The sequence below is a fragment of the Litchfieldia alkalitelluris genome, assembly GCF_002153425.1.
GTDB lineage: Bacteria > Bacillota > Bacilli > Bacillales > Salisediminibacteriaceae > Evansella > Evansella alkalicola.
Window position 1 is genome coordinate 614,667 of the sequence record NZ_KZ119600.1, and the last position, 19,482, is coordinate 634,148.

The 19,482-nt window shown below is 38.2% G+C and carries 21 protein-coding genes; 12 read left to right on the forward strand and 9 right to left on the reverse strand.

The window, feature by feature from the left end; all coding sequences use genetic code 11:
* The first annotated feature begins 151 nt into the window (after positions 1 to 151).
* The 4 genes from BW724_RS02945 (at position 152) to BW724_RS02960 (ending at position 3,212) form a co-directional block, all read left to right on the forward strand.
* Positions 152 to 460: a YhdT family protein gene (locus BW724_RS02945; RefSeq protein WP_088073597.1), complete on the forward strand. Its 309-nt coding sequence runs from the start codon at positions 152 to 154 to the stop codon at positions 458 to 460.
* The gene (gene panF, locus BW724_RS02950) at positions 460 to 1,908 is read left to right on the forward strand and encodes a sodium/pantothenate symporter (protein WP_088073598.1); all 1,449 of its coding nucleotides are present in this window, start codon (positions 460 to 462) and stop codon (positions 1,906 to 1,908) included. Before BW724_RS02945 ends, panF begins: the two co-directional genes overlap by 1 nt.
* Before the next feature lie 93 nt (positions 1,909 to 2,001).
* Positions 2,002 to 2,328 carry a nucleoside triphosphate pyrophosphohydrolase gene (locus tag BW724_RS02955; protein WP_088073599.1) on the forward strand — a complete coding sequence of 109 codons (327 nt, stop codon included), beginning with the start codon at positions 2,002 to 2,004 and terminating at the stop codon, positions 2,326 to 2,328.
* A 302-nt stretch (positions 2,329 to 2,630) separates the two neighbouring features.
* Positions 2,631 to 3,212 carry a hypothetical protein gene (locus BW724_RS02960; protein WP_088073600.1) on the forward strand — a complete coding sequence of 194 codons (582 nt, stop codon included), beginning with the start codon at positions 2,631 to 2,633 and terminating at the stop codon, positions 3,210 to 3,212.
* A 1,992-nt stretch (positions 3,213 to 5,204) separates the two neighbouring features.
* Here the strand turns inward: BW724_RS02960 and BW724_RS02965 are convergent.
* The 6 genes from BW724_RS02965 to BW724_RS02990 form a co-directional block, all read right to left on the reverse strand.
* The gene (locus BW724_RS02965) at positions 5,205 to 5,726 is read right to left on the reverse strand and encodes a GNAT family N-acetyltransferase (protein WP_176371268.1); all 522 of its coding nucleotides are present in this window, start codon (positions 5,724 to 5,726) and stop codon (positions 5,205 to 5,207) included.
* Between the two features lie 298 nt (positions 5,727 to 6,024).
* Positions 6,025 to 6,882: a DUF421 domain-containing protein gene (locus BW724_RS02970; protein WP_088073602.1), complete on the reverse strand. Its 858-nt coding sequence runs from the start codon at positions 6,880 to 6,882 to the stop codon at positions 6,025 to 6,027.
* Between the two features lie 14 nt (positions 6,883 to 6,896).
* Positions 6,897 to 7,103: a DUF1657 domain-containing protein gene (locus BW724_RS02975; protein ID WP_088073603.1), complete on the reverse strand. Its 207-nt coding sequence runs from the start codon at positions 7,101 to 7,103 to the stop codon at positions 6,897 to 6,899.
* Positions 7,104 to 7,120: 17 nt separating this feature from the next.
* Entirely contained in the window at positions 7,121 to 8,125 is a 1,005-nt protein-coding gene (gene spoVAD, locus BW724_RS02980) for a stage V sporulation protein AD (RefSeq protein ID WP_088073604.1), read from the reverse strand.
* 2 nt (positions 8,126 to 8,127) lie between these two features.
* The gene (gene spoVAC, locus BW724_RS02985; protein WP_088073605.1) at positions 8,128 to 8,607 is read right to left on the reverse strand and encodes a stage V sporulation protein AC; all 480 of its coding nucleotides are present in this window, start codon (positions 8,605 to 8,607) and stop codon (positions 8,128 to 8,130) included.
* 226 nt (positions 8,608 to 8,833) lie between these two features.
* Positions 8,834 to 9,040 (reverse strand): DUF1657 domain-containing protein, encoded by a 207-nt coding sequence (locus BW724_RS02990; RefSeq protein ID WP_088073606.1) that lies wholly within the window; start codon positions 9,038 to 9,040, stop codon positions 8,834 to 8,836.
* A gap of 111 nt (positions 9,041 to 9,151) precedes the next feature.
* Between BW724_RS02990 and BW724_RS02995 the strand changes: the two genes are divergently transcribed.
* Entirely contained in the window at positions 9,152 to 10,291 is a 1,140-nt protein-coding gene (locus BW724_RS02995; RefSeq protein WP_088073607.1) for an alanine racemase, read from the forward strand.
* Positions 10,292 to 10,321: 30 nt separating this feature from the next.
* Here BW724_RS02995 and BW724_RS03000 read toward each other — a convergent pair whose 3' ends face one another.
* Positions 10,322 to 10,885, reverse strand: coding sequence for a small multi-drug export protein (locus tag BW724_RS03000; protein WP_088073608.1), 564 nt, complete (start codon positions 10,883 to 10,885; stop codon positions 10,322 to 10,324).
* Positions 10,886 to 11,008: 123 nt separating this feature from the next.
* Between BW724_RS03000 and BW724_RS03005 the strand changes: the two genes are divergently transcribed.
* Entirely contained in the window at positions 11,009 to 12,376 is a 1,368-nt protein-coding gene (locus tag BW724_RS03005) for an MATE family efflux transporter (RefSeq protein WP_088073609.1), read from the forward strand.
* Between the two features lie 39 nt (positions 12,377 to 12,415).
* Positions 12,416 to 13,789 carry an aldehyde dehydrogenase gene (locus tag BW724_RS03010; RefSeq protein ID WP_088073610.1) on the forward strand — a complete coding sequence of 458 codons (1,374 nt, stop codon included), beginning with the start codon at positions 12,416 to 12,418 and terminating at the stop codon, positions 13,787 to 13,789.
* A 151-nt stretch (positions 13,790 to 13,940) separates the two neighbouring features.
* Here BW724_RS03010 and BW724_RS03015 read toward each other — a convergent pair whose 3' ends face one another.
* Positions 13,941 to 15,140 carry a GNAT family N-acetyltransferase gene (locus BW724_RS03015; RefSeq protein ID WP_088073611.1) on the reverse strand — a complete coding sequence of 400 codons (1,200 nt, stop codon included), beginning with the start codon at positions 15,138 to 15,140 and terminating at the stop codon, positions 13,941 to 13,943.
* 167 nt (positions 15,141 to 15,307) lie between these two features.
* Here BW724_RS03015 and BW724_RS03020 point away from each other — a divergent pair, with 167 nt between their 5' ends.
* The 3 genes from BW724_RS03020 (at position 15,308) to BW724_RS03030 (ending at position 17,109) form a co-directional block, all read left to right on the forward strand.
* Positions 15,308 to 15,553: a hypothetical protein gene (locus tag BW724_RS03020; protein WP_088073612.1), complete on the forward strand. Its 246-nt coding sequence runs from the start codon at positions 15,308 to 15,310 to the stop codon at positions 15,551 to 15,553.
* A 245-nt stretch (positions 15,554 to 15,798) separates the two neighbouring features.
* Entirely contained in the window at positions 15,799 to 16,539 is a 741-nt protein-coding gene (locus tag BW724_RS03025) for a lysophospholipid acyltransferase family protein (protein WP_235848880.1), read from the forward strand.
* Between the two features lie 243 nt (positions 16,540 to 16,782).
* Positions 16,783 to 17,109, forward strand: a complete 327-nt coding sequence (locus BW724_RS03030) for an SCP2 sterol-binding domain-containing protein (protein ID WP_140354892.1) — start codon at positions 16,783 to 16,785, stop codon at positions 17,107 to 17,109.
* A gap of 90 nt (positions 17,110 to 17,199) precedes the next feature.
* On the opposite strand, the gene BW724_RS03035 is transcribed toward BW724_RS03030, so the two are convergent.
* Positions 17,200 to 17,337, reverse strand: a complete 138-nt coding sequence (locus tag BW724_RS03035) for an FbpB family small basic protein (RefSeq protein WP_088073614.1) — start codon at positions 17,335 to 17,337, stop codon at positions 17,200 to 17,202.
* A 445-nt stretch (positions 17,338 to 17,782) separates the two neighbouring features.
* Between BW724_RS03035 and BW724_RS03040 the strand changes: the two genes are divergently transcribed.
* Positions 17,783 to 18,748: an MBL fold metallo-hydrolase gene (locus BW724_RS03040; RefSeq protein WP_088073615.1), complete on the forward strand. Its 966-nt coding sequence runs from the start codon at positions 17,783 to 17,785 to the stop codon at positions 18,746 to 18,748.
* Positions 18,749 to 18,882: 134 nt separating this feature from the next.
* Positions 18,883 to 19,338 carry a YtxH domain-containing protein gene (locus tag BW724_RS03045; protein WP_088073616.1) on the forward strand — a complete coding sequence of 152 codons (456 nt, stop codon included), beginning with the start codon at positions 18,883 to 18,885 and terminating at the stop codon, positions 19,336 to 19,338.
* The last annotated feature ends 144 nt before the right edge of the window (positions 19,339 to 19,482 follow it).

Genomic DNA, 19,482 nt, shown 5'->3' on the forward strand with positions numbered 1-19,482 from the left:
TTTCGTATGTTCATACACTTTTGTCCCAGCTTTTTTGTTGTACTTAGATTATTTTTTCCGAAAATAAATGGAGGAATTTCTTTATGAATAAGGAATCTTTAAGCAATAGTGAAAAACACTATATTAAATGAATTAAAGGGTGTTTGATAATATGGAAAACAATAAGAGCTGGAACGCAAACGATAGAAGGTTCAAGATTGCAAATCGTGAAGCACTAATCGGTGTAGGACTGGCAATATTTAATTTTATATGGTGGTACAGCTTTGCCTATGGACTGGGGTCGAAGCCCGTTGAGGAATATACCTATGTTTTTGGACTCCCAGCTTGGTTTTTTTACAGCTGTGTTGTTGGTCTCCTTGTCGTCATTATCCTTGTCATCATCATTGTTAAATTTTTCTTAGTTGAAGTCTCCTTTGACGATGATGATTCAGATGAGAAAGATGGGAGGGGGCGTCCATAATGAATCCTACTGTTCTTATTTCATTATTTGTATTTATTGCAATTATATTTATAGTGGGTCTGTGGTCTTCGAGGAACGTAAACAGGAAGGAGAGCACCTTCCTACAGGAGTATTTCCTCGGTAGTCGTGAGCTAGGTGGGTTTATTCTCGCCATGACGATGGTTGCCACTTATGGAAGTGCAAGTAGCTTTTTAGGTGGCCCAGGAGCTGCCTATACACAAGGTTTAGGCTGGGTGCTTTTAGCCATGTCCCAAGTGGCTACAGGATATTTTGTATTACTTATTCTTGGGAAAAAATTTGCGATTATGGCGAGAAGATATGATGCTATTACACTCACTGATTTTTTAAGAAAAAGATATAACAGTAAAGCAGTTGTTATTCTTTCAGCAATTAGTATCATTATATTTCTGTTTTCAGCAATGACTGCACAGTGGGTTGGTGGTGCGTGGCTCATTGAATCATTAACAGGTCTTTCTTATACTTCTGCCCTCTTTGTTTTTGCAATAGCTGTTCTTATTTATGTCATTATTGGAGGGTTTCGGGCAGTTGTGATCACGGATACGATTCAAGGTGTCGTAATGGTTGTTGGGACGCTCATCATATTGGTAGGAACGATCATTGCAGGCGGAGGAATTTCAAATATTATGAATGACCTCGTAACGGAAAACCCAAACCTAATCACTCCCTTCGGACATGATGGTGGACTAACCCCTGCCTATGTTTCGTCCTTCTGGATTCTTGTTGGTGTCGGTGTTGTGGCGCTCCCCCAAGTTGCAGTGAGAGCCATGTCTTATAAAAATGCGAAGGCAATGCATCGCTCCTTGATTGTAGGGACGATAGTTGTTGGTTTTATTATGTTAGGAATGCACTTAATCGGTGTATTCGCAAGGCCGATTCTCCCTGGGATAGAAGTGGCTGACCAAGTAATGCCACTCATCACGTTGGAAGTCTTGCCGCCATGGCTTGCTGGAATTGTCCTAGCTGCACCATTGGCTGCAATTATGAGTACGGTAGACTCTTTACTTCTATTAGTAAGTTCTGCCGTAGTGAAAGATGTTTATTTGAATTACGTGAAGCCAGACGCAACAATGAGACGAGTGAAGCAAGTGAGCTTTGGGGTAACAGCAGTTCTTGGCGTGCTTGTTTTTGGACTTGCCTTAAGTCCACCTGATCTACTAATTTGGTTAAACTTGTTTGCTTTCGGGGGTCTAGAAGCTGCATTCATCTGGCCGTTAATTTTTGGTTTGTACTGGCAGAGGGCAAATAAATCTGGAGCATTAGCTTCGATGGTAGCGGGTGTTGCTTCGTATATTTTAATTCATAATTTTTGGCCACACCCCTTTGGCATGCATTCGGTAGTTTTACCAGTAGTCCTATCGTTTTTCGCTTTCGTAATAGGGACGTATGTCACAGATCGCTCTAGGGGGAAACAGCAAGCTAGTTTTTAGAGAGGTTCTGATAAAACTCATATGGTGATATTAGTATGAGGCACTTGCTTTTAAAAGATGGGATAGAAGAAACGAAGGGGAGGGGATGGTTGCATGCCAGTGTACAATAAACTGGTGCGAGATCGTATACCAGAGATTATTCGCACGAACGGTGCCAAATGTAAGGTGAGACGGTTGGAATTTGGAGAGTTTGAGGTTGAGGCGAAAAAGAAGTTACAAGAAGAACTCGGGGAATATTTAGAAGCTGGCAATGCAGAGCAGTCTTTAGAGGAACTAGCCGATCTGTTGGAGTTAATTTACTGCTTATCAGAGCATCATGGTTATACGAAGGAAGAGCTAGAGGGCTTGAGGGAAGATAAGGCACGACGCCGTGGATCCTTCCATGAAAAATGGTTTTTAGAGTATGTGACGGATGATTGATTTTAGTATGAATGAATGGTACTGATAATTGGCCTGATTTGTCAAAACGACAGTCAGGCCTTTTAAATTCCTTTGTTTTGGAAAAAATGATGGTAGAAAGTTGACCAATCCTAGTATTTCTTGAAATTTAGTTGTGGAATTAGTAAGCTAAGTAGATGAACGTTGTAAATTTGCACTAACATACACTATTAAGTTACGGAACTGCTGTAGGATATTGGAAAGGGAGTTACTATTAAGTGGAATCCAACATCAAATTACCGCAGAACCTAAATTAAAGAATGAGATCTGAAAGTGGGAAAAAAATGAAAAAAATATTCATTGTATTAGCATTAATCGTTCTTGGGGTTGTACTCCTATCTAGAGCTTGTAGTCCAATGTATGAAGATGACGATGTGATCGCAACTTTTAGAGGTGATGACATCTTAGTGAGAGACTTGAAAGTACTCTATGAGGTTGGAGCTCCAGCAATTCCTGAGGTTGCAAGAAACTATATTTTCCAAGAGGCAGTGATTTATGAAGCACGTGAACTTGGCTTTGAAGTCTCTGAGGAACAGGTGGATAATTCGCTGGAGAATTTCAAGGAGTTTCTTGAAACTTATGAAGCCCGCAGAGAACGCCGCTTTTTTGAAGACAAAGCAGAAGAATATGGCATGGAGTATGAAGAGTATTTAGATGTGGTGGTTCGAGAGGAAATTGAAAAAAGCCTCTATGTGGACCTAATGGAAGAGGAAGTTATCACTAGTCAGACGCCAGAGGACTTAAATGCCCTAGAACTTGCTGATTGGCATGATGAGCAATTTGCAAACTGGTATTTTGATACTCTTGAAAAATATGATGATGAGATTGAATATCATTTCGATGTAGAAGAGATTGAGTGGAGATAGGGAAGAAGTGCTGTTTTTACTCGGGGATTGGGTAGTATGTATGGCCGTTTTTATTGCGGGAACTAAGCTAGGAAGGAAGCGGCAAGGCAAGGTGCTATTTCCTACTACGAGTAGTGAGTAGGAAAGGCGAGTTACTATTTCTACTGCGAGTGATAATTATTTCTTAAAAAGCCAACTGGAGTCGATAGTGACATCTAGTTGGTTTTTTTTTAGATATTTTATAAACTCGTAAGTTAATTATGGAGTTTATAAATGAAATGGCTTCGAATTCAGAAGGGAAACTGAAATAGAGCGTTGGTGCGATTTGAGTCCGCATTATGAGAGAATGCGGACTGAAAATGGAATAGAGGTAGAACTGAGTCCGCATTTTGTGAGAATGCGGACTGAAAATGCATGAGGGGTAGAACTGAGTCCGCATTATGAGAGAATGCGGACTGAAAATGGGAGAGAGGTAGAACTGAGTTCGCATTATGAGAGAATGCGGACTGAAAATGCATGAGAGGTAGAACTGGGTCCGCATTATTGAAAAATGCGGCCAGGAATGAGTGAAACCGTGAAATCTAGTCCGCATTATTGAAAAATGCGGCCAGGAATGAGTGAAACCGTGAAATCTAGTCCGCATTATTGAAAAATGCGGCCAGGAATGAGTGAAACCGTGAAATCTAGTCCGCATTATTGAAAAATGCGGCCAGGAATGAGTGAAACCGTGAAATCTAGTCCGCATTATTGAAAAATGCGGCCAGGAATGAGTGAAACCGTGAAATCTAGTCCGCATTATTGAAAAATGCGGCCAGGAATGAGTGAAACCGTGAAATCTAGTCCGCATTATTGAAAAATGCGGCCAGGAATGAGTGAAACCGTGAAATCTAGTCCGCATTATTGAAAAATGCGGCCAGGAATGAGTGAAACCGTGAAATCTAGTCCGCATTATTGAAAAATGCGGCCAGGAATGAGTGAAACCGTGAAATCTAGTCCGCATTATTGAAAAATGCGGCCAGGAATGAGTGAAACCGTGAAATCTAGTCCGCATTATTGAAAAATGCGGCCAGGAATGAGTGAAACCGTGAAATCTAGTCCGCATTATTGAAAAATGCGGCCAGGAATGAGTGAAACCGTGAAATCTAGTCCGCATTATTGAAAAATGCGGCCAGGAATGAGTGAAACCGTGAAATCTAGTCCGCATTATTGAAAAATGCGGCCAGGAATGAGTGAAACCGTGAAATCTAGTCCGCATTATTGAAAAATGCGGCCAGGAATGAGTGAAACCGTGAAATCTAGTCCGCATTATTGAAAAATGCGGCCAGGAATGAGTGAAACCGTGAAATCTAGTCCGCATTATTGAAAAATGCGGCCAGGAATGAGTGAAACCGTGAAATCTAGTCCGCATTATTGAAAAATGCGGCCAGGAATGAGTGAAACCGTGAAATCTAGTCCGCATTATTGAAAAATGCGGCCAGGAATGAGTGAAACCGTGAAATCTAGTCCGCATTATTGAAAAATGCGGCCAGGAATGAGTGAAACCGTGAAATCTAGTCCGCATTATTGAAAAATGCGGCCAAGAATCAGTGAATCCGTGAAATCTAGTCCGCATTATTGAGAAATGCGGCCAGGAATCAGTGAAACCGTGAAATCTAGTCCGCATTATTGAGAAATGCGGCCAGGAATCAGTGAATCCGTGAAATCTAGTCCGCATTATTGGAAAATGCGGCCAAGAATGAGTGAATCCGTGAAATCTAGTCCGCATTTTCGAGTAAAGCATCTAGGTGGCCAACCAATCCAACATCTCAACATCCAACATCTCAACAACTAAACATACTTTACTATAGTGTTAATTAGTTCTAACATAATTTCTCCAAAAAAACTAAATGAGAGCCACCTTCCATGCGTTTATACACGATTATTACAAAAATTTGATACATTACTGTACCTTGAGTTGGAAACGAACCGATCAAAATTATAAACAACTAGCAATAGCTATTATCCATTAACTAGCTAAATCTTAAACCCCAAAACTAGCTCTTCATATGCTTGCTCGTCAATGGTAATAGTTTCTTGTCCGACTACTTTGCCACCCATTCGCTCATAAAACTTCTTTGCTGGATTGTCAGCTAGAACCATCACGATCATAGAATCAAAACCATGCACATTCTTGAGGTGTGTAGTGACTGCTGCCGTGAGCTGTTCTCCTAATCCATTACCCCAAACTTCCTTCAAGAGGTAGATTGCATATAATTCACCTTCATACTGAGGGAATTTATCCTTGGAGCGATTAGGACCGCCAGTCGCAAAGCCGACGATATGGCCATCTGCGTCCTCAACCACATAAACACCGTGCTCCTTAGAGGGGCGACTAAGACTTCTTTTCCACATGTTTGTCCGTTCTTCAATAGATAAGCTTGATAGAAACGTAGGAGAAATAATTCCCTTGTAGGCTTCCTGCCAACTCTTCACATGAACGGTACCAATTTGTTGCTCGTCACCTAATTTAGCGGGACGAATGATGTTTTCTCCCATACTAGCAAACTCCTCTCCCAACATAAGTAATAATTTAGATTATTGCATATTGCGAAAATTATGACAAATCGTAAATCACTAGGACCGGAAAAATTATGCGTTCCAACTACTATTTGTGTGGGATTTAAAAAAAGAGGTTTTCGGAAGGAAAAGGGGGGGGGGAGAGACTGGGACATCAAAGTTTTAACATATGAAAAATCCTAACTTTAGCTTCGAAAGTATACTCCGCTAGAGTTATTATTGTTTGCAATTAGTTAAACACATTAGTTATGTCCCAACCTCAGCGTACCTAATAAAACTACTGCAAGAGGTGTTCTACTTTATTCATTACTTCCTTCATTTTAGCTGCCTTTTGCGTATACATTTGTTTAGCTTGTGGGTTGTTAGTGGATAAAGCAAAAAGTTCGAGATCTGCCTGACATTTTTTTATTGTTGCATACAATAAAGGTTTCTCCTGTGGTGAAGGAACCTTTAATTTATCGTCGAATAAGTCTACTGTCAGTTGACCGTAGGAATCAACTTGTCCTAAGTAAACATTTTCTATAGCCGCGCCAATTTTTTCTAGTTCCATTTCAAGCCATCTACGGTTTTTTCCGGCAGTCGCCAATGGTTCATCCATGATCTTTCCGTCCATAATAACTGTTTCAGGTTCCTTAATGGGTGCCACTTTCAGTTTCATGTCTTTTGGTGTGACTGGTTGTGCTTCCTTTTTCATTAATACACTAAGGTCACCACTTGTTTCTAGAACTGCAAATTCTACATCAGCGACTTGAAAGGCATTCTTGGCGCGCAATTGCTTTAATAACTCGTCAGATGAATATCGCTCCTTCTTTAAGTTATCCTCGAGAATTTTCCCGTCTTTAATGACAGGTACACCTTTTCCTTGCACAAAACTGCGAATAGTTTCACTCTTGATGGATAGCCAGCCTAATGCATATGGAATAACGGACCAGACGATTAATCCCATGATTGGATAAGCAATAGGAACTTGGAGGTGTATGGATCCTATGGCCAAAATTGCCCCAATGACAATTCCAGATACAAATTCAAAGTAAGTGACTTGAGCCATTGATTTTCTTATGAAAGTTCGAGAGAGGAACAGTAGGATAATAATGGCTACAACAGAACGTAACACGACTTCCAGCCAACCTTGCATAGTTAACCTCCTTTCTAAAATCCTTTGTACTGTGGCTCTTGGAATTCTAATTCACCGACACGCTTTTCTAAATCTGTTATTACTTGTCTCGTGATTTGGCATGACTCCCTAAAAATCTCAGATGCTTGTTCATCTTTTGTATCGATGGCAAAGCTGTTTAAACTGGCTTCTACATTTTTTAAACTTGCTACACATTGCTTAACTTGTGATGCTACTGTCAATGACTAGCGCTCCTTTCTTAATTATTTTCAAAAGATACTGCGTGAGCAATACATGGTATCGATTCTTTTTGTTGGTAGGATAATGGCGATAAGAGGGCTCCTGTTGCAACAACGAGTATTCGATTAAATTCCCCTTCTTTCATTCTGTTAAATAAATGCCCATACGTAACAGCGGCTGAACATCCTGATCCACTTGCACCTGATAAAACTGGCTGATCTTCTCGGTAAATGATGAGACCGCAGTCTCGAAATTGATCTTTCGTTATGTTCATCCCGTGATCTGTTAGTAAGTCATAGGCGATCGTTTGTCCAATTTTTCCAAGATCTCCTGTAACGATTAAATCGTAATAGGAAGGATCTATTTGACGGTCCCTAAAATGAGCCTCTATTGTATCCACAGCAGCTGGAGCCATAGCCCCACCCATGTTGTATGGGTCGCTCAACCCCATGTCTATGACTCTGCCTAACGTTGCAGAAGTTACCCGGGGACCAACGCCTGTATCGGTGACCAAGGCTGTACCTGCAGCAGTAGCAGTCCACTGTGCTGTAGGTGGTTTTTGTGCACCATACTCGGTTGGATAGCGAAACTGCTTTTCAATAGATGAATTGTGACTAGAGGATCCAGTTAATACATACTTAAAACCACCAGTATTAACGATATAAGCTGCTAATGCCATACCTTCCATTGATGTTGAACATGCACCAAAGAGTCCAAAATAAGGGACTGGAAATGATCTAGCTGCAAAGCTTGTAGGTGTAATTTGGTTTACTAAATTTCCAGCTAAAATAAGTTGGATATCCTCCTTTGTCAAACCAGCCTTTTCAATCGATTTCATACAAGCCTCTTCAAACATAACTTTTTCCGCTTTTTCATATGATTCTTGGCCTACCCATAGGTCATCATGAAGTGTATCGAAATCATTTGGTATTCTTCCCTTTGCCTCAAATGGTCCTCCTACTGTGCCTGTAGAAGATACGACAGGTTGATTTTCAAATTCCCATGTTCGATGACCCGCTAACATGATTAGAGACCTCCCCATTGGATTAAAATTGTTTTTATAAGTGCAATGATAAATGCGGCAACTGTTCCGAAAACAATAACGGAGCCTGCAAGCTTAAACATATTTCCACCAACACCGAGGACGTATCCTTCTGTTCGGTGCTCAATGGCAGCGGAAGCGACAGAGTTTGCAAAGCCTGTGACTGGGACAGCCGTACCTGCACCAGCAAATTGTGCGAACCGGTCATATACGCCGAAACCAGTTAGAATGACAGAGAAGAATATCATAGTTGCAACTGCCGGATCCCCTGCACTTTTTTCAGTGAAATCAAAAAAAGTATAATAAAAAGTTTGTACACCTTGTCCAAGTGTGCAGATGAGACCTCCGACAAGAAATGCCTTCAAACAATTTTTTAAGACAGGACGCTTCACTTCACGGTCACTAGCGAATTTTTGATATTTTTGCTGTACAGGTGATAAATTTTTCTTTTTTTGATCTGACATCTTTACCCCTCTTTCTAACACATGGTCTATATTTATAATCTCCATAAAACCAATAACTACTATAAAATAAATGCAAATCTCATTTTGGCAAGTAATTAAATTGGAACTTAATCCAGGAGTTTACGCTTTGGAGGAGGAGGTGGTGTCTTATGTTGTGAAATTATTCCATATTAACAAAATAGGCTGATGCAGATAAGCATCAACCTATATTTTTTCACAATCAACTCTACATATTCTTATATTGCGGTTCTTCCGTCTCAATCTGTTGAAGGCGAGGAGACAAAGTATCAACAATCGTTTGTGTCTGTTGTGCCATGTCTTGGAACATTTGCTTAGCTTGTTGATTCTCTGTTTGAAGTGCAAATGTTTCTAAGCTTGCCTGGGCACTTTTTAATCCAGCTAAGGTTTGCTTTACCTGACTTGCTACAGTCATTTTGGTTCCTCCTCGAAAATAAGTGGTACTACGATATATAATATCTGTAGGGAAGTGTAACTTGTATACTGGAAAAAATGAGTTGGGCGATACATATATTGGGGGGATAGCATGAAATATTACAGCTTTGATCAAATAGAAACGCCAGCATTGATCGTAAGTGAGGAAAAACTAAAACGAAATATAGAAAGAATGATAAAAGTCCGTAATAATGATGTAGAGGTTAGACCGCATTTTAAAACACATAAATCCGTTTCAATTGCAAAAATGCAGTTGGCAATGGGCGCAATTGGGATTACTGTAGCTACAGTATCAGAAGCAGAATTATTACTTACTAGTGGGCTTAAAGATATACTTGTAGCTTTCCCTTTATCGGATAGGAAAAAAATAAATAAGCTTTTACAATGGAATGATAAGGCGAGAATCATTTTTACAATCGACAATTGTGAACAAGCTGATATCATATCATCTCAAGCGGATGGGCTGAACGTAAAGTCAGAAGTATGGATTAAAGTGAATTGTGGATTAAATCGATGTGGTGTAGAGCCTGAAGAGGAGACATTGGCTCTTGCAAAATATATAATAGATTCAACAAGCTTAAATTTAACAGGACTTTATACACATGCAGGGCATTCTTATGGTGCTTCCACACAAGAAGCTATTACTAAAATTGCAATCGGTGAGGCAGAGAGTATTGTGAAAAGTGCTGAGCTTTGTGAAAAAGAGGGTATATATATAAAGCATAGGAGTGTTGGGTCTACCCCCACCTTTGAAGTGGCAGCTAAGATAAAAGGCATTACGGAAGTGAGACCAGGTAATGCTGTATTTTTTGATGGAATACAAGTTGAATTAGGCGTGGCGAATATAGAGGAAGTAGCCTTAACTGTTTTAGCTACTATCGCCTCAATTAAGAGTAATCGATTAATTATCGATGCAGGTAGTAAAGCTTTAACGACAGAAAAGGGTGCACATGGTAATGAAGGGATAACAGGTTTTGGAAGAATCTTAAATGACTCTGGTCAAGAACTTCTAATCTCTAGATTATCAGAAGAACACGGTATAGTAGAACTAGCAGGAGATAATGCTAATCACCATAATCACCATAATCAAAAACGAAGACTTAACGATAAAATTCATATCATACCAAATCATGCTTGTCCCGTCGTAAACTTATATGATTATTATTATTTGGAGAAGGCTGATGGGAAATATGAAAAATTTCCTGTGGACGGGAGGGGGAAATCCCAATAGTGACTCAAGGGTTCCTCCCTTTCCATTCACTTAAAATAAATCTGTAATCCAATCAATCCCATAGAATGATGCAATAGTAAGGAGTACTGTCCAAAAAACTAAGCTAACTCCCATCCAAATCGTCGTACGAGTTTTTGACGCTTTGAGTGATAAAGCGATAATTGCAGCAAGGTGGATTCCTGTAATTATTGGGCCTAAGAAAGCTAAACCGGGTAGCCCATACTTTTCAAATATAGCAGCAGCTCTTTCTTTTTTTGATTTTTTATTTGGTTTGCTACTTTCACTAACAACAATATCACTGTCATTGTCAGGGTCTTGTTCTTGTGACAATTCCCGTTCCCGGGCTTTCTTTTCTTTCTTCGCAGCCTTCCTTTTCGCAAAATTTTTATACCATGCTGTTTGTTTAAACCAAGCGAGAGAATAGACGATAATTAATATGGGAAAGAAATTCCCTAGAAAAGAAACGATAGCAACCATAAGTGGGTTTAGCCCCATGGCGATACCGATAGGAATTACAATTAATATTTCAAGCCAAGGTGTTGCGGCCATGACAAAAATTAAAATGTATTGCCATAACGTTTCCCAAATGACCATAATGAATACCCCTTTATGTTAGTAATAGACGACTAAGTCATACGCTTTATTGTAGTATCTTCATATCAATTAATAAAATAAAACGATCTACTAGAATTTTTAAGTGAAGTTAAGGAGAACAAAATGTACAAGACAGAAACAGTCATGGAAAAGATAAAGCTTTTAATGCTTGTAATGTGGCCAATACTCGTAACACAATTAGGATTATATGCAATGAATTTCATTGATACGACAATGTCAGGGCGTGCAGGGGCACATGATTTAGCAGGTGTAGCAATTGGCTCTAGTTTGTGGGTACCAATACTAACTGGAATCAATGGGATACTTCTCGCTTTAACGCCAATTATATCCCACAAAATCGGAGCTGGAAAAAGGGACGATGTTTCCTACTACGTCACACAGGGAATGTACTTAGCTATTGCCATATCAGTTACTGTAGTCCTTATAGGCTACTTTGTTTTAGATCCAATTCTTGCATTTATGTCTTTGGAGCAGGAAGTTGCACATATTGCGAAGCACTATTTGATAGGATTAATTTTAGGGATCATTCCACTTTTTTTATATGGTGTTTTACGCTCGTTCATGGATTCCTTAGGTCAAACAAGAGTGACGATGATCATCACATTACTGGCACTGCCTATTAACTTTATGTTTAACTATCTTTTAATATTTGGTAAATTAGGTTTTCCACAACTTGGTGGGATTGGTGCAGGATATGCATCAGCTATTACTTATTGGTTTATTTTTTTCGTGACTGTTTATTTTTCAGTGAAAGTTAGACCATTTACAGAATTCCAACTATTTAAGAGGTTTGAAGCCATTTCATTTATTACGTGGAAGGAGATACTTTTACTTGGATTACCAATAGGCCTAACGATATTTTTTGAAACAAGTATCTTCTCAGCTGTTACACTATTAATGAGTACGTTCACAACGGAGATAATAGCAGCACACCAAGCTGCTCTCAACTTCGCTAGTATTTTCTATATGGTACCACTGAGTATAGCAATGGCACTCACAATTACAGTTGGGTTTGAAATAGGTGCAAACAGGCAGTCAGACGCACGGATATACAGCCGATTAGGGATTATTATTTCTTTAATAATGGGACTAGTAGCCTGTTTTGCAATTTATGCAGCCAGAGAACAAATTGCAATTCTTTACACGACAGATTCAGAGGTTGCACTACTCATTACACAGTTCTTAATTTATTCGATTTTCTTCCAGTTTTCAGATGCCATTAACACGCCTATTCAAGGGATTCTGAGAGGGTATAAAGATGTTAACGTACCATTTGTGATGGCACTCATTTCATTTTGGCTAATTGGCCTTCCATTTGGATTCGTAACTGCTAATTATACAACCCTTGGACCGTTTGGTTATTGGCTAGGCCTAATTTTAGGACTTGGAGTATGTGCTGCATTTTTAGCTGTTCGTTTAGTGTATGTACAGAAATCATTTCATGCAAAAAAACAGTTAAGTGAGACGTAATGAGATACATGAACTTTCGTAGGGAAGGGAGAGGTAGAGATGGATGAAACAATCCGTGCACTAGTGGAAAAACAACGGACCTATTTTTATACAGGGGAAACGAAGGACGTTACATTTCGACAAAGGCAATTATACAAATTGAGGCAGGAAATTCAGAAAAGGGAAGACAAAATCCTTGATGCTCTAAAAAAGGACTTAAATAAGTCAGCACATGAGGCTTATACAACAGAAATAGGGATCTTGTACAATGAACTGAAGGACATGCTGAAGAACATTGACTTATGGGCTGCACCGAAAAAGGAGAAGACCCCTTTAACCCATACAGGTACAAAAAGCTTTGTTTATAAGGTTCCTTATGGCGTGACATTAATTATTGCCCCTTGGAATTATCCCTTCCAACTTGCAATAGCTCCGTTAATTGGTGCTATTGCTGGTGGGAACACAGTTATTGTGAAGCCATCTGAAATGACGCCAAACACGAGTACTGTAATTCGGGAGTTAATTGCAGAGACCTTCGATGAAAAATACATTGCTGTTGTTGAGGGAGATGCAGAAACGGCTAAGAATCTTCTAGAAGAAAAGCTAGATTATGTTTTCTTTACTGGAAGTGTGGAAGTAGGAAAGAAGGTCATGGCGGCTGCAGCAAAACAACTCATACCAGTTACGTTGGAGTTGGGTGGTAAGAGTCCTGCCATCATTATGAAAGACGCTAATTTAAAGCTTGCAGCAAAACGAATTGTCTGGGGGAAATTTATTAATGCAGGACAAACCTGTGTTGCGCCAGACTATATTCTTGTTCATGAAAAAAATCGTAGAAAGCTCTTAAAATATTTAGTGAAATATATTAAAAAGTTTTATGGGGAAGATGTACGCTTTAACGATGATTATCCGAAGATCGTCCATGAAAAACATGTGGATCGACTGGCAGCCATGCTAGATGAGACGAAAGTGTATTATGGGGGAGAACATGATAGAATCGCTCGTTATATGGAGCCAACTATCATGATAGAAGTTGAAGAACAAGATCCTGTGATGCAGGGAGAAATTTTTGGCCCAATTCTTCCAGTGCTGACTTTCTCAAATGACTATGAAGTAATTGAGAGGGTGAGAAACAGACCAAGCCCATTAGCTTTATATTTATTTACGGAAGACAAGAATACAGAAGACTATATTTTGGAGAACCTTTCTTTTGGTGGAGGTTGTGTCAATGATACAATCATGCATCTTGCCACTCCGTATCTTCCGTTTGGAGGAGTAGGTGAGAGTGGGATGGGAGCCTATCATGGTAAATACAGCTTTGATACTTTCACCCATGAAAAGAGCGTGTTGAAGGCAACTACTTCTTTTGACATTCCACTTCGTTATGGAAAATCCAAAGCTTCCTTAAAAGCGATGAGGAAGTTGATGGATTAAAGGTATGGTCGGCAGATCTATTCTTTTGCTAGATCACAAAAGAAATTGCGTTGAAAAATATAGTATATATTTTATCTACATGCAGAGGCAGTTCCAAAAGGTGGAACAGCCTCTTTAACGTTAATGATAAATACTTAATATCATCCTAAATTTAAAAGAAATCGTGAATGAACGGCTGTTGTTTTTGAAAACTATTAGATAGTCTCTTAGCAGTGTTGTGATCCCCCAATACAAAATCCTCTTGGAGTAAAGTATCCATTGATTGAGAATTAAGTAGAAGAGCCGTTAACGTTTGAACAGAGAGACGAATTCCCTTTTTAGGAGGGTGCTGGCATGAGCCTACTGATTTTGATGGATAAAACTCAATTTTTGCCTCAGTCTCAGTTGTGTTGACCGGATGGATGAAATAAGTTCCATCATTCCATTTGCAAAAATCATCTGTTATATGAAGAATAATTGTTGATTTGTCTTTCTCATCAACAAAAGAGAATAAAGTTAAGAACTTCTCTACATCTACAATTCGAGCCATGAAATAAGACTTAATTTCCCTTTTCACTTTAGGGTCATGCAAAATAAAAGGCAGGCCTGAATTTGGTGGTACAATGATCTCCAGTTTTTCCAGCATAGAATCATGGTTCGAAATGAATGTCCACAAGCCGTCCCTAGCTTCAGGATCAAGATAGATGAGTTCATGGACTTTCATCAAATTAGATTTGATGGAGTAAATAATATAGCCCCTTGCCTCATGAGTACTATTATAATAAACTCCTATATTTCCTTTTTTTCGAGTAAATATGGACTGATTCCACCAATTCTCATCACGTGCGAGTGTCCCATTAAATTGTTTCGCCCATGCTTGATAAACTTCATCAATATAGTGATGGTTTTGGTCCACACGTTTAATGTAGCCAGTTGTGTCTTTTCGTGGAGGCAGCTGATCCCTTGTTAACGTTATCGTTTGTTGATCAGCAAACAGTTCCCACCCCATTTTTCTGTAAAATGGAATGGAAAAAGGATAGAGAAAGGAGACGATCTGACCATTGTCTTTCATCGTTTCAAGGCAATGAGCTAATAGCTTTTTAACGTTCCCACTTCGACGATGTTCAGGCCATGTAACAACACCAGAGACGCCCCCCATAGGTACTTTTTTTCCTAGTATGTATGTTTCTAATGGTAGAATGGTTGCCTTAGAGATAATGTTGTTATCTTCTTCTATCACCCATGTGTTTTCAGGCTTCGCCCACTTTTTCCTCTTTTCTCGATCTTCACCAGATAATTCATACTGAAATGCAAATTCGGACATGCTAAAACTATAATCAAGCTCTTCCTTAACGAGTTTCCTGATCTTCATATTAATTGACCACCTCACTTAGTTAATAATCGTATAAAATCATTATATTCATCATACCAAGGAGTAATCGATTAAAAAAGAGACACATATTGTTCAACACTTCACATGTGTGTATGTACATTCTCATGTTATTATATAATTAAGTAAAGAAAGGAGATGTGATAGGGATGAAAACTTCAAATAGAAAGCTTTTATGCGAATGGGTAGACTTCTCCACAGATACAGAAACTTACACTCAGGAGATTTTTGAGGATTTGATAGGTGATGAGTTTGAAGCGATGATGTTCGAGGATACTAATGATATCCCTTCATATATTTGGACTATTAACTTCGTATGCATTATTAAGAGAAGCACGCGAATGATCAATGACATTTCCGTAACAAAAATTCCGAGAAATCCTGCATGTGAATAATTTGAAAAAAGTACTTAGTGTTATTAGCTGTAACAATTATAGATGGAGGTAAATTAAACCTCCTATTTGTCAAAAGAAAAGGGTCCTCCCCCCTTTTCTTTTTTTTGACTAAAGCTAGGGTGAACCTGAAAAGTTTATCGTTGTCAGAAGTACAGTTGTTTTTGTATTATTATATTTATCGGTTCGTATGTCCCAACAAATTAATTCTTGGGCAACATATCTATAATTTTGTGAGGATGAAAATGATGAGGACTATATTATGGTTTTTTTACTTTTTTGCTTATTTAATTGTTGCAATTCCTAGTTTAATGAAAGCAACAAGATTACGAAGACAAGGCAATGAAAAGGGACATGAAGAACATGTAATAAAGGTTACAAAAAATTGGGCGGATTTTTTACTCAGGAAGGCTGGGGCAAAAGTACATATCCATGGTTTAGAAAATGTACCAGATGAAACGGTCTTAATTGTAAGTAATCATCAAGGGAACTTTGATATTCCGATACTTTTATCTAGCTTAAATAGAAAAATTGGTTTTATTTCTAAGAAAGAAGTGAAGAAAATCCCCCTTATAAGGACGTGGATGGAGCATTTAGACTGTATTTTTATGGACAGAAGTAATCGAAGGCAAGCTGTAAAATCTATTTTGGAAGGCGCCAAAAAGTTAGAACAGGGACAAGACATCGTCATTTTTCCAGAGGGGACAAGAAGTAAAGGGGGCCCTGTTTCCAGATTTAAAAAAGGCAGCTTTAAACTGGCGACTAGATCTAAGGCCACTATCCTACCAATAACTATTGATGGATCGTATCGCTTAATGGAGGCTAATAACAACTTCATAAAGCCGGCAGAGGTCCATGTAACAATATCTAAGCCTATCAGAGTACACCAAGAGTATCCGGATATGGATGTTATACAGCTTGCTGAGATCGTTCAAAACCAAATTGAAGATCAGCTTTATCATGAAGAACAAAAGAAGAGAACGGTATAAAGAGGATGCTCAGGTGCCTCAGCAGCCGTCTACGGCAAAGAAGACACGGCAAAGAATGAGCATATGTCGCACTTGTACCTTGCGTGAAAGCGTATGGACTGTTACCAACACCAACACAATATTAGTATCTTCACGGTAGACAAAATTTTTTAAGCATATAAAAATATTTAGAGGATTTTGTAAATATATATCTAATTAGTAAATGAATGAATGTTCAATCATTAATTTTAAGGGGGAAGCAAAATGTCAGTGAAAGATATGTTTCAAGACTTATTAGATAAGATGAAAGAGGATCCAAGCCACCTGGGAGATATGAATGTCATATATCAGTTTAATCTTTCTGGAACAGATGTTGTGTACCAGTTAAAAATTGAAAATAAAGAAGTTGATTTTGTTAAAGAAGAGAAGTATGATCCAAAAATCACCATTGAAATGAATGAGGAAAATTTTAAGAAACTAGTGGAAGGTAACTTAAATCCTACTATGGCTTACATGAGTGGTAAATTAAAAGTACGAGGGGACTTATCATTAGCACTTAAATTGCATTCCTTACTAAAAAAATATCAGTAATTCCTTTAAGATGCTAAAAAAGACCTTCAAGTGATAAAGGTCTTTTTTAGTATAATCTATCATGTATTTTTTTAAATTGCATAAGACAAATTATGCTTCTTGTAATTCTTGATGTAGTTTGTCCTCAACTTTTTTTTCAATTAATTCAATTGCTCTGTCGTCTTCTAATAATTGTTTCTTGTTTTCTTCCACTAATTCTTCAAAACTTTTCTGGAAGCGCTTTCTCATTTTTACATCAGCCCTTTTTTATCTAAATTTTCTTTCTATTAAATTATATAATATATTACTATCAATACATGTGAAACCTGTTACAAATTTCTGAACATTTTGTATGGACTTTTAGAATACAACTAAACAATTATTTTTCACGCATAAATAATTTTTTCCACAATATCCACAAGTTAATCCACAGTAAAATTGTTTATATATAAAACATCAAGATAGTTACTAACATTATCCACAGATTTACTTAAAGTTATCCACATATTTTGATTAAAATTTTATCCACAACTAAAATTATATTTAATACTAGTATTTTTGTTAGTTATCCACATTGTTAACATATATGTGGGTAAGTAGGCTGTGGACATTATTATATGACTTTTTAGTTAAAGTAAGTTAAAATATAGTAAAAAAATGAATGGTTATTCATTATTAGTTGAGGAGCGGAAATATGTCCCAGGTTTGCGAAGTTTCAAAAGATATCATAAAAATGACATTACCAACACCATTTTTAGTTGGTCCAGTAAATTCATATCTCATTAAAGGAAATGCATTGACTTTGGTAGATGTGGGCCCAAAGACACCAGAGGCACTAGCTGCATTAAAACTGTATTTAAAAGAACAAAGACTTCAACTGAAAGACATTGAAGTTGTTATTTTAACACACCATCATCCCGATCACATAGGTTTACTAGAAGAATTTATTCCACATGCAAAAGTATATGCCCACAGAAAAGTGAAGCCTTGGTTAAATTCGGATACAAATTTTTTGCAAAAGACAAGGGGATTCTTAAACGGTCTATATCGAAAGCATGGGGTTAGTGAGGCAATTATTTCAGAAATAGAACGAAACAATAAGAAACTCTTAAGTTATTCGGCTAAAGGGACTGTGGATAAAGTATTAGAGGAGGGAGACAAGCTAAGTTTTCTTGATGGGTGGTCTGTCATTGAAACTCCTGGTCATGCACAAAGTCACATTTCCCTTTATCGTGAGGATGGATTGTTAATATCAGGTGACCATTTAATCAAACATATATCTTCCAATGCTATTATTGAAGCGCCTTATGAAGATGGGGAAGAGAGGCCACGTACATTGCTCCAATATAGACAATCGATGGAAAAGTGCATGCATATTGATATAGCCTATTCAGGTCATGGAGAAGCAGTAACGGACCCTAAAACTTTAATAAAAACACGTTTAGCTGAACAAGATAAGAAAGCAAAACAGTTTAAAAGTATGATGGGGTCTGACCCAATAAGTTGCTTTGAGCTATGCAAGAAAAAATACGCCCACATTATTGAAAAGCAAGCTGCATTGACGTTTTCTGAAACTCTTGGTCATCTTGATTTATTAGAAGAGAGGAAAGAAGTGGAAAGGGTAGAAGGTGACGGAGTATTAAAATATAGAGTCATTTAACAATGAATGAGTATGCACTTTTGGAGTTACTGGCACTTTAGTATTTCCTCGTTTTATAAATATTGTTTCGAGATTTAATTAATTGGTAAAATATAAAGTAAGAAACAATAAAACGTGAATGGAGGGAAACAATCATGACTGAGCAAAATAATAAGAGCAGTTGGGTGAAGAAAACGTTCATTCTAGGGGCAGTGGCAGGTTCAATTTATCTGATATCAAATAAGAGGGCGCGGACAAAGCTTTCGGATAACATGTACAATATAAAAAATCAGTCTAAGCAGCTGTATTCTGTTGTAAAGGACAATCGTGAACAAATTATCGCACAAATGAAAGCTTCGGGAGATAAACTTTCGCAAGTGGTGGAAGGAGCATCAGAAGATATAAAAACAATTGTGGAAACCTCTCAGCATATGAAGGATCATACGCAAGTTTTACTCCAAACCTTAAAAGAAACACAACATGAATTTAGTGATTTAAAGGACAAGCTTTCAGGGCAAGGGAAGCTAGATACCCGATCAGCTAACGAGCTTCTTCCAGCAGGGGACGAATGGGACACAGGGGACACAGGGGACGAAAACATCATTCAATAAGTGATTTGTTTCTTCTAGGGGAGGAACGGAGATTTGGGTAACCATCATCAAGGTGGTTATCCTTTTTTTATTTGGCGTGGAAATAGGTTTTAAGGGACATGATTCGGTTCTCCTCGATTAATGACCAGAAACCAACCATAGCTC

Coding starts and splice junctions, on each gene's coding strand:
- BW724_RS02945 (WP_088073597.1), top strand. CDS start 152: ATGGAAAACAATAAGAGCTGGAACGCAAACGATAGAAGGTTCAAGATT.
- panF (WP_088073598.1), top strand. CDS start 460: ATGAATCCTACTGTTCTTATTTCATTATTTGTATTTATTGCAATTATA.
- BW724_RS02955 (WP_088073599.1), top strand. CDS start 2,002: ATGCCAGTGTACAATAAACTGGTGCGAGATCGTATACCAGAGATTATT.
- BW724_RS02960 (WP_088073600.1), top strand. CDS start 2,631: ATGAAAAAAATATTCATTGTATTAGCATTAATCGTTCTTGGGGTTGTA.
- BW724_RS02965 (WP_176371268.1), bottom strand. CDS start 5,726: ATGGGAGAAAACATCATTCGTCCCGCTAAATTAGGTGACGAGCAACAA.
- BW724_RS02970 (WP_088073602.1), bottom strand. CDS start 6,882: ATGCAAGGTTGGCTGGAAGTCGTGTTACGTTCTGTTGTAGCCATTATT.
- spoVAD (WP_088073604.1), bottom strand. CDS start 8,125: ATGTTAGCGGGTCATCGAACATGGGAATTTGAAAATCAACCTGTCGTA.
- spoVAC (WP_088073605.1), bottom strand. CDS start 8,607: ATGTCAGATCAAAAAAAGAAAAATTTATCACCTGTACAGCAAAAATAT.
- BW724_RS02990 (WP_088073606.1), bottom strand. CDS start 9,040: ATGACTGTAGCAAGTCAGGTAAAGCAAACCTTAGCTGGATTAAAAAGT.
- BW724_RS02995 (WP_088073607.1), top strand. CDS start 9,152: ATGAAATATTACAGCTTTGATCAAATAGAAACGCCAGCATTGATCGTA.
- BW724_RS03000 (WP_088073608.1), bottom strand. CDS start 10,885: ATGGTCATTTGGGAAACGTTATGGCAATACATTTTAATTTTTGTCATG.
- BW724_RS03005 (WP_088073609.1), top strand. CDS start 11,009: ATGTACAAGACAGAAACAGTCATGGAAAAGATAAAGCTTTTAATGCTT.
- BW724_RS03010 (WP_088073610.1), top strand. CDS start 12,416: ATGGATGAAACAATCCGTGCACTAGTGGAAAAACAACGGACCTATTTT.
- BW724_RS03015 (WP_088073611.1), bottom strand. CDS start 15,140: ATGAAGATCAGGAAACTCGTTAAGGAAGAGCTTGATTATAGTTTTAGC.
- BW724_RS03020 (WP_088073612.1), top strand. CDS start 15,308: ATGAAAACTTCAAATAGAAAGCTTTTATGCGAATGGGTAGACTTCTCC.
- BW724_RS03025 (WP_235848880.1), top strand. CDS start 15,799: ATGAGGACTATATTATGGTTTTTTTACTTTTTTGCTTATTTAATTGTT.
- BW724_RS03030 (WP_140354892.1), top strand. CDS start 16,783: ATGTCAGTGAAAGATATGTTTCAAGACTTATTAGATAAGATGAAAGAG.
- BW724_RS03035 (WP_088073614.1), bottom strand. CDS start 17,337: ATGAGAAAGCGCTTCCAGAAAAGTTTTGAAGAATTAGTGGAAGAAAAC.
- BW724_RS03040 (WP_088073615.1), top strand. CDS start 17,783: ATGTCCCAGGTTTGCGAAGTTTCAAAAGATATCATAAAAATGACATTA.
- BW724_RS03045 (WP_088073616.1), top strand. CDS start 18,883: ATGACTGAGCAAAATAATAAGAGCAGTTGGGTGAAGAAAACGTTCATT.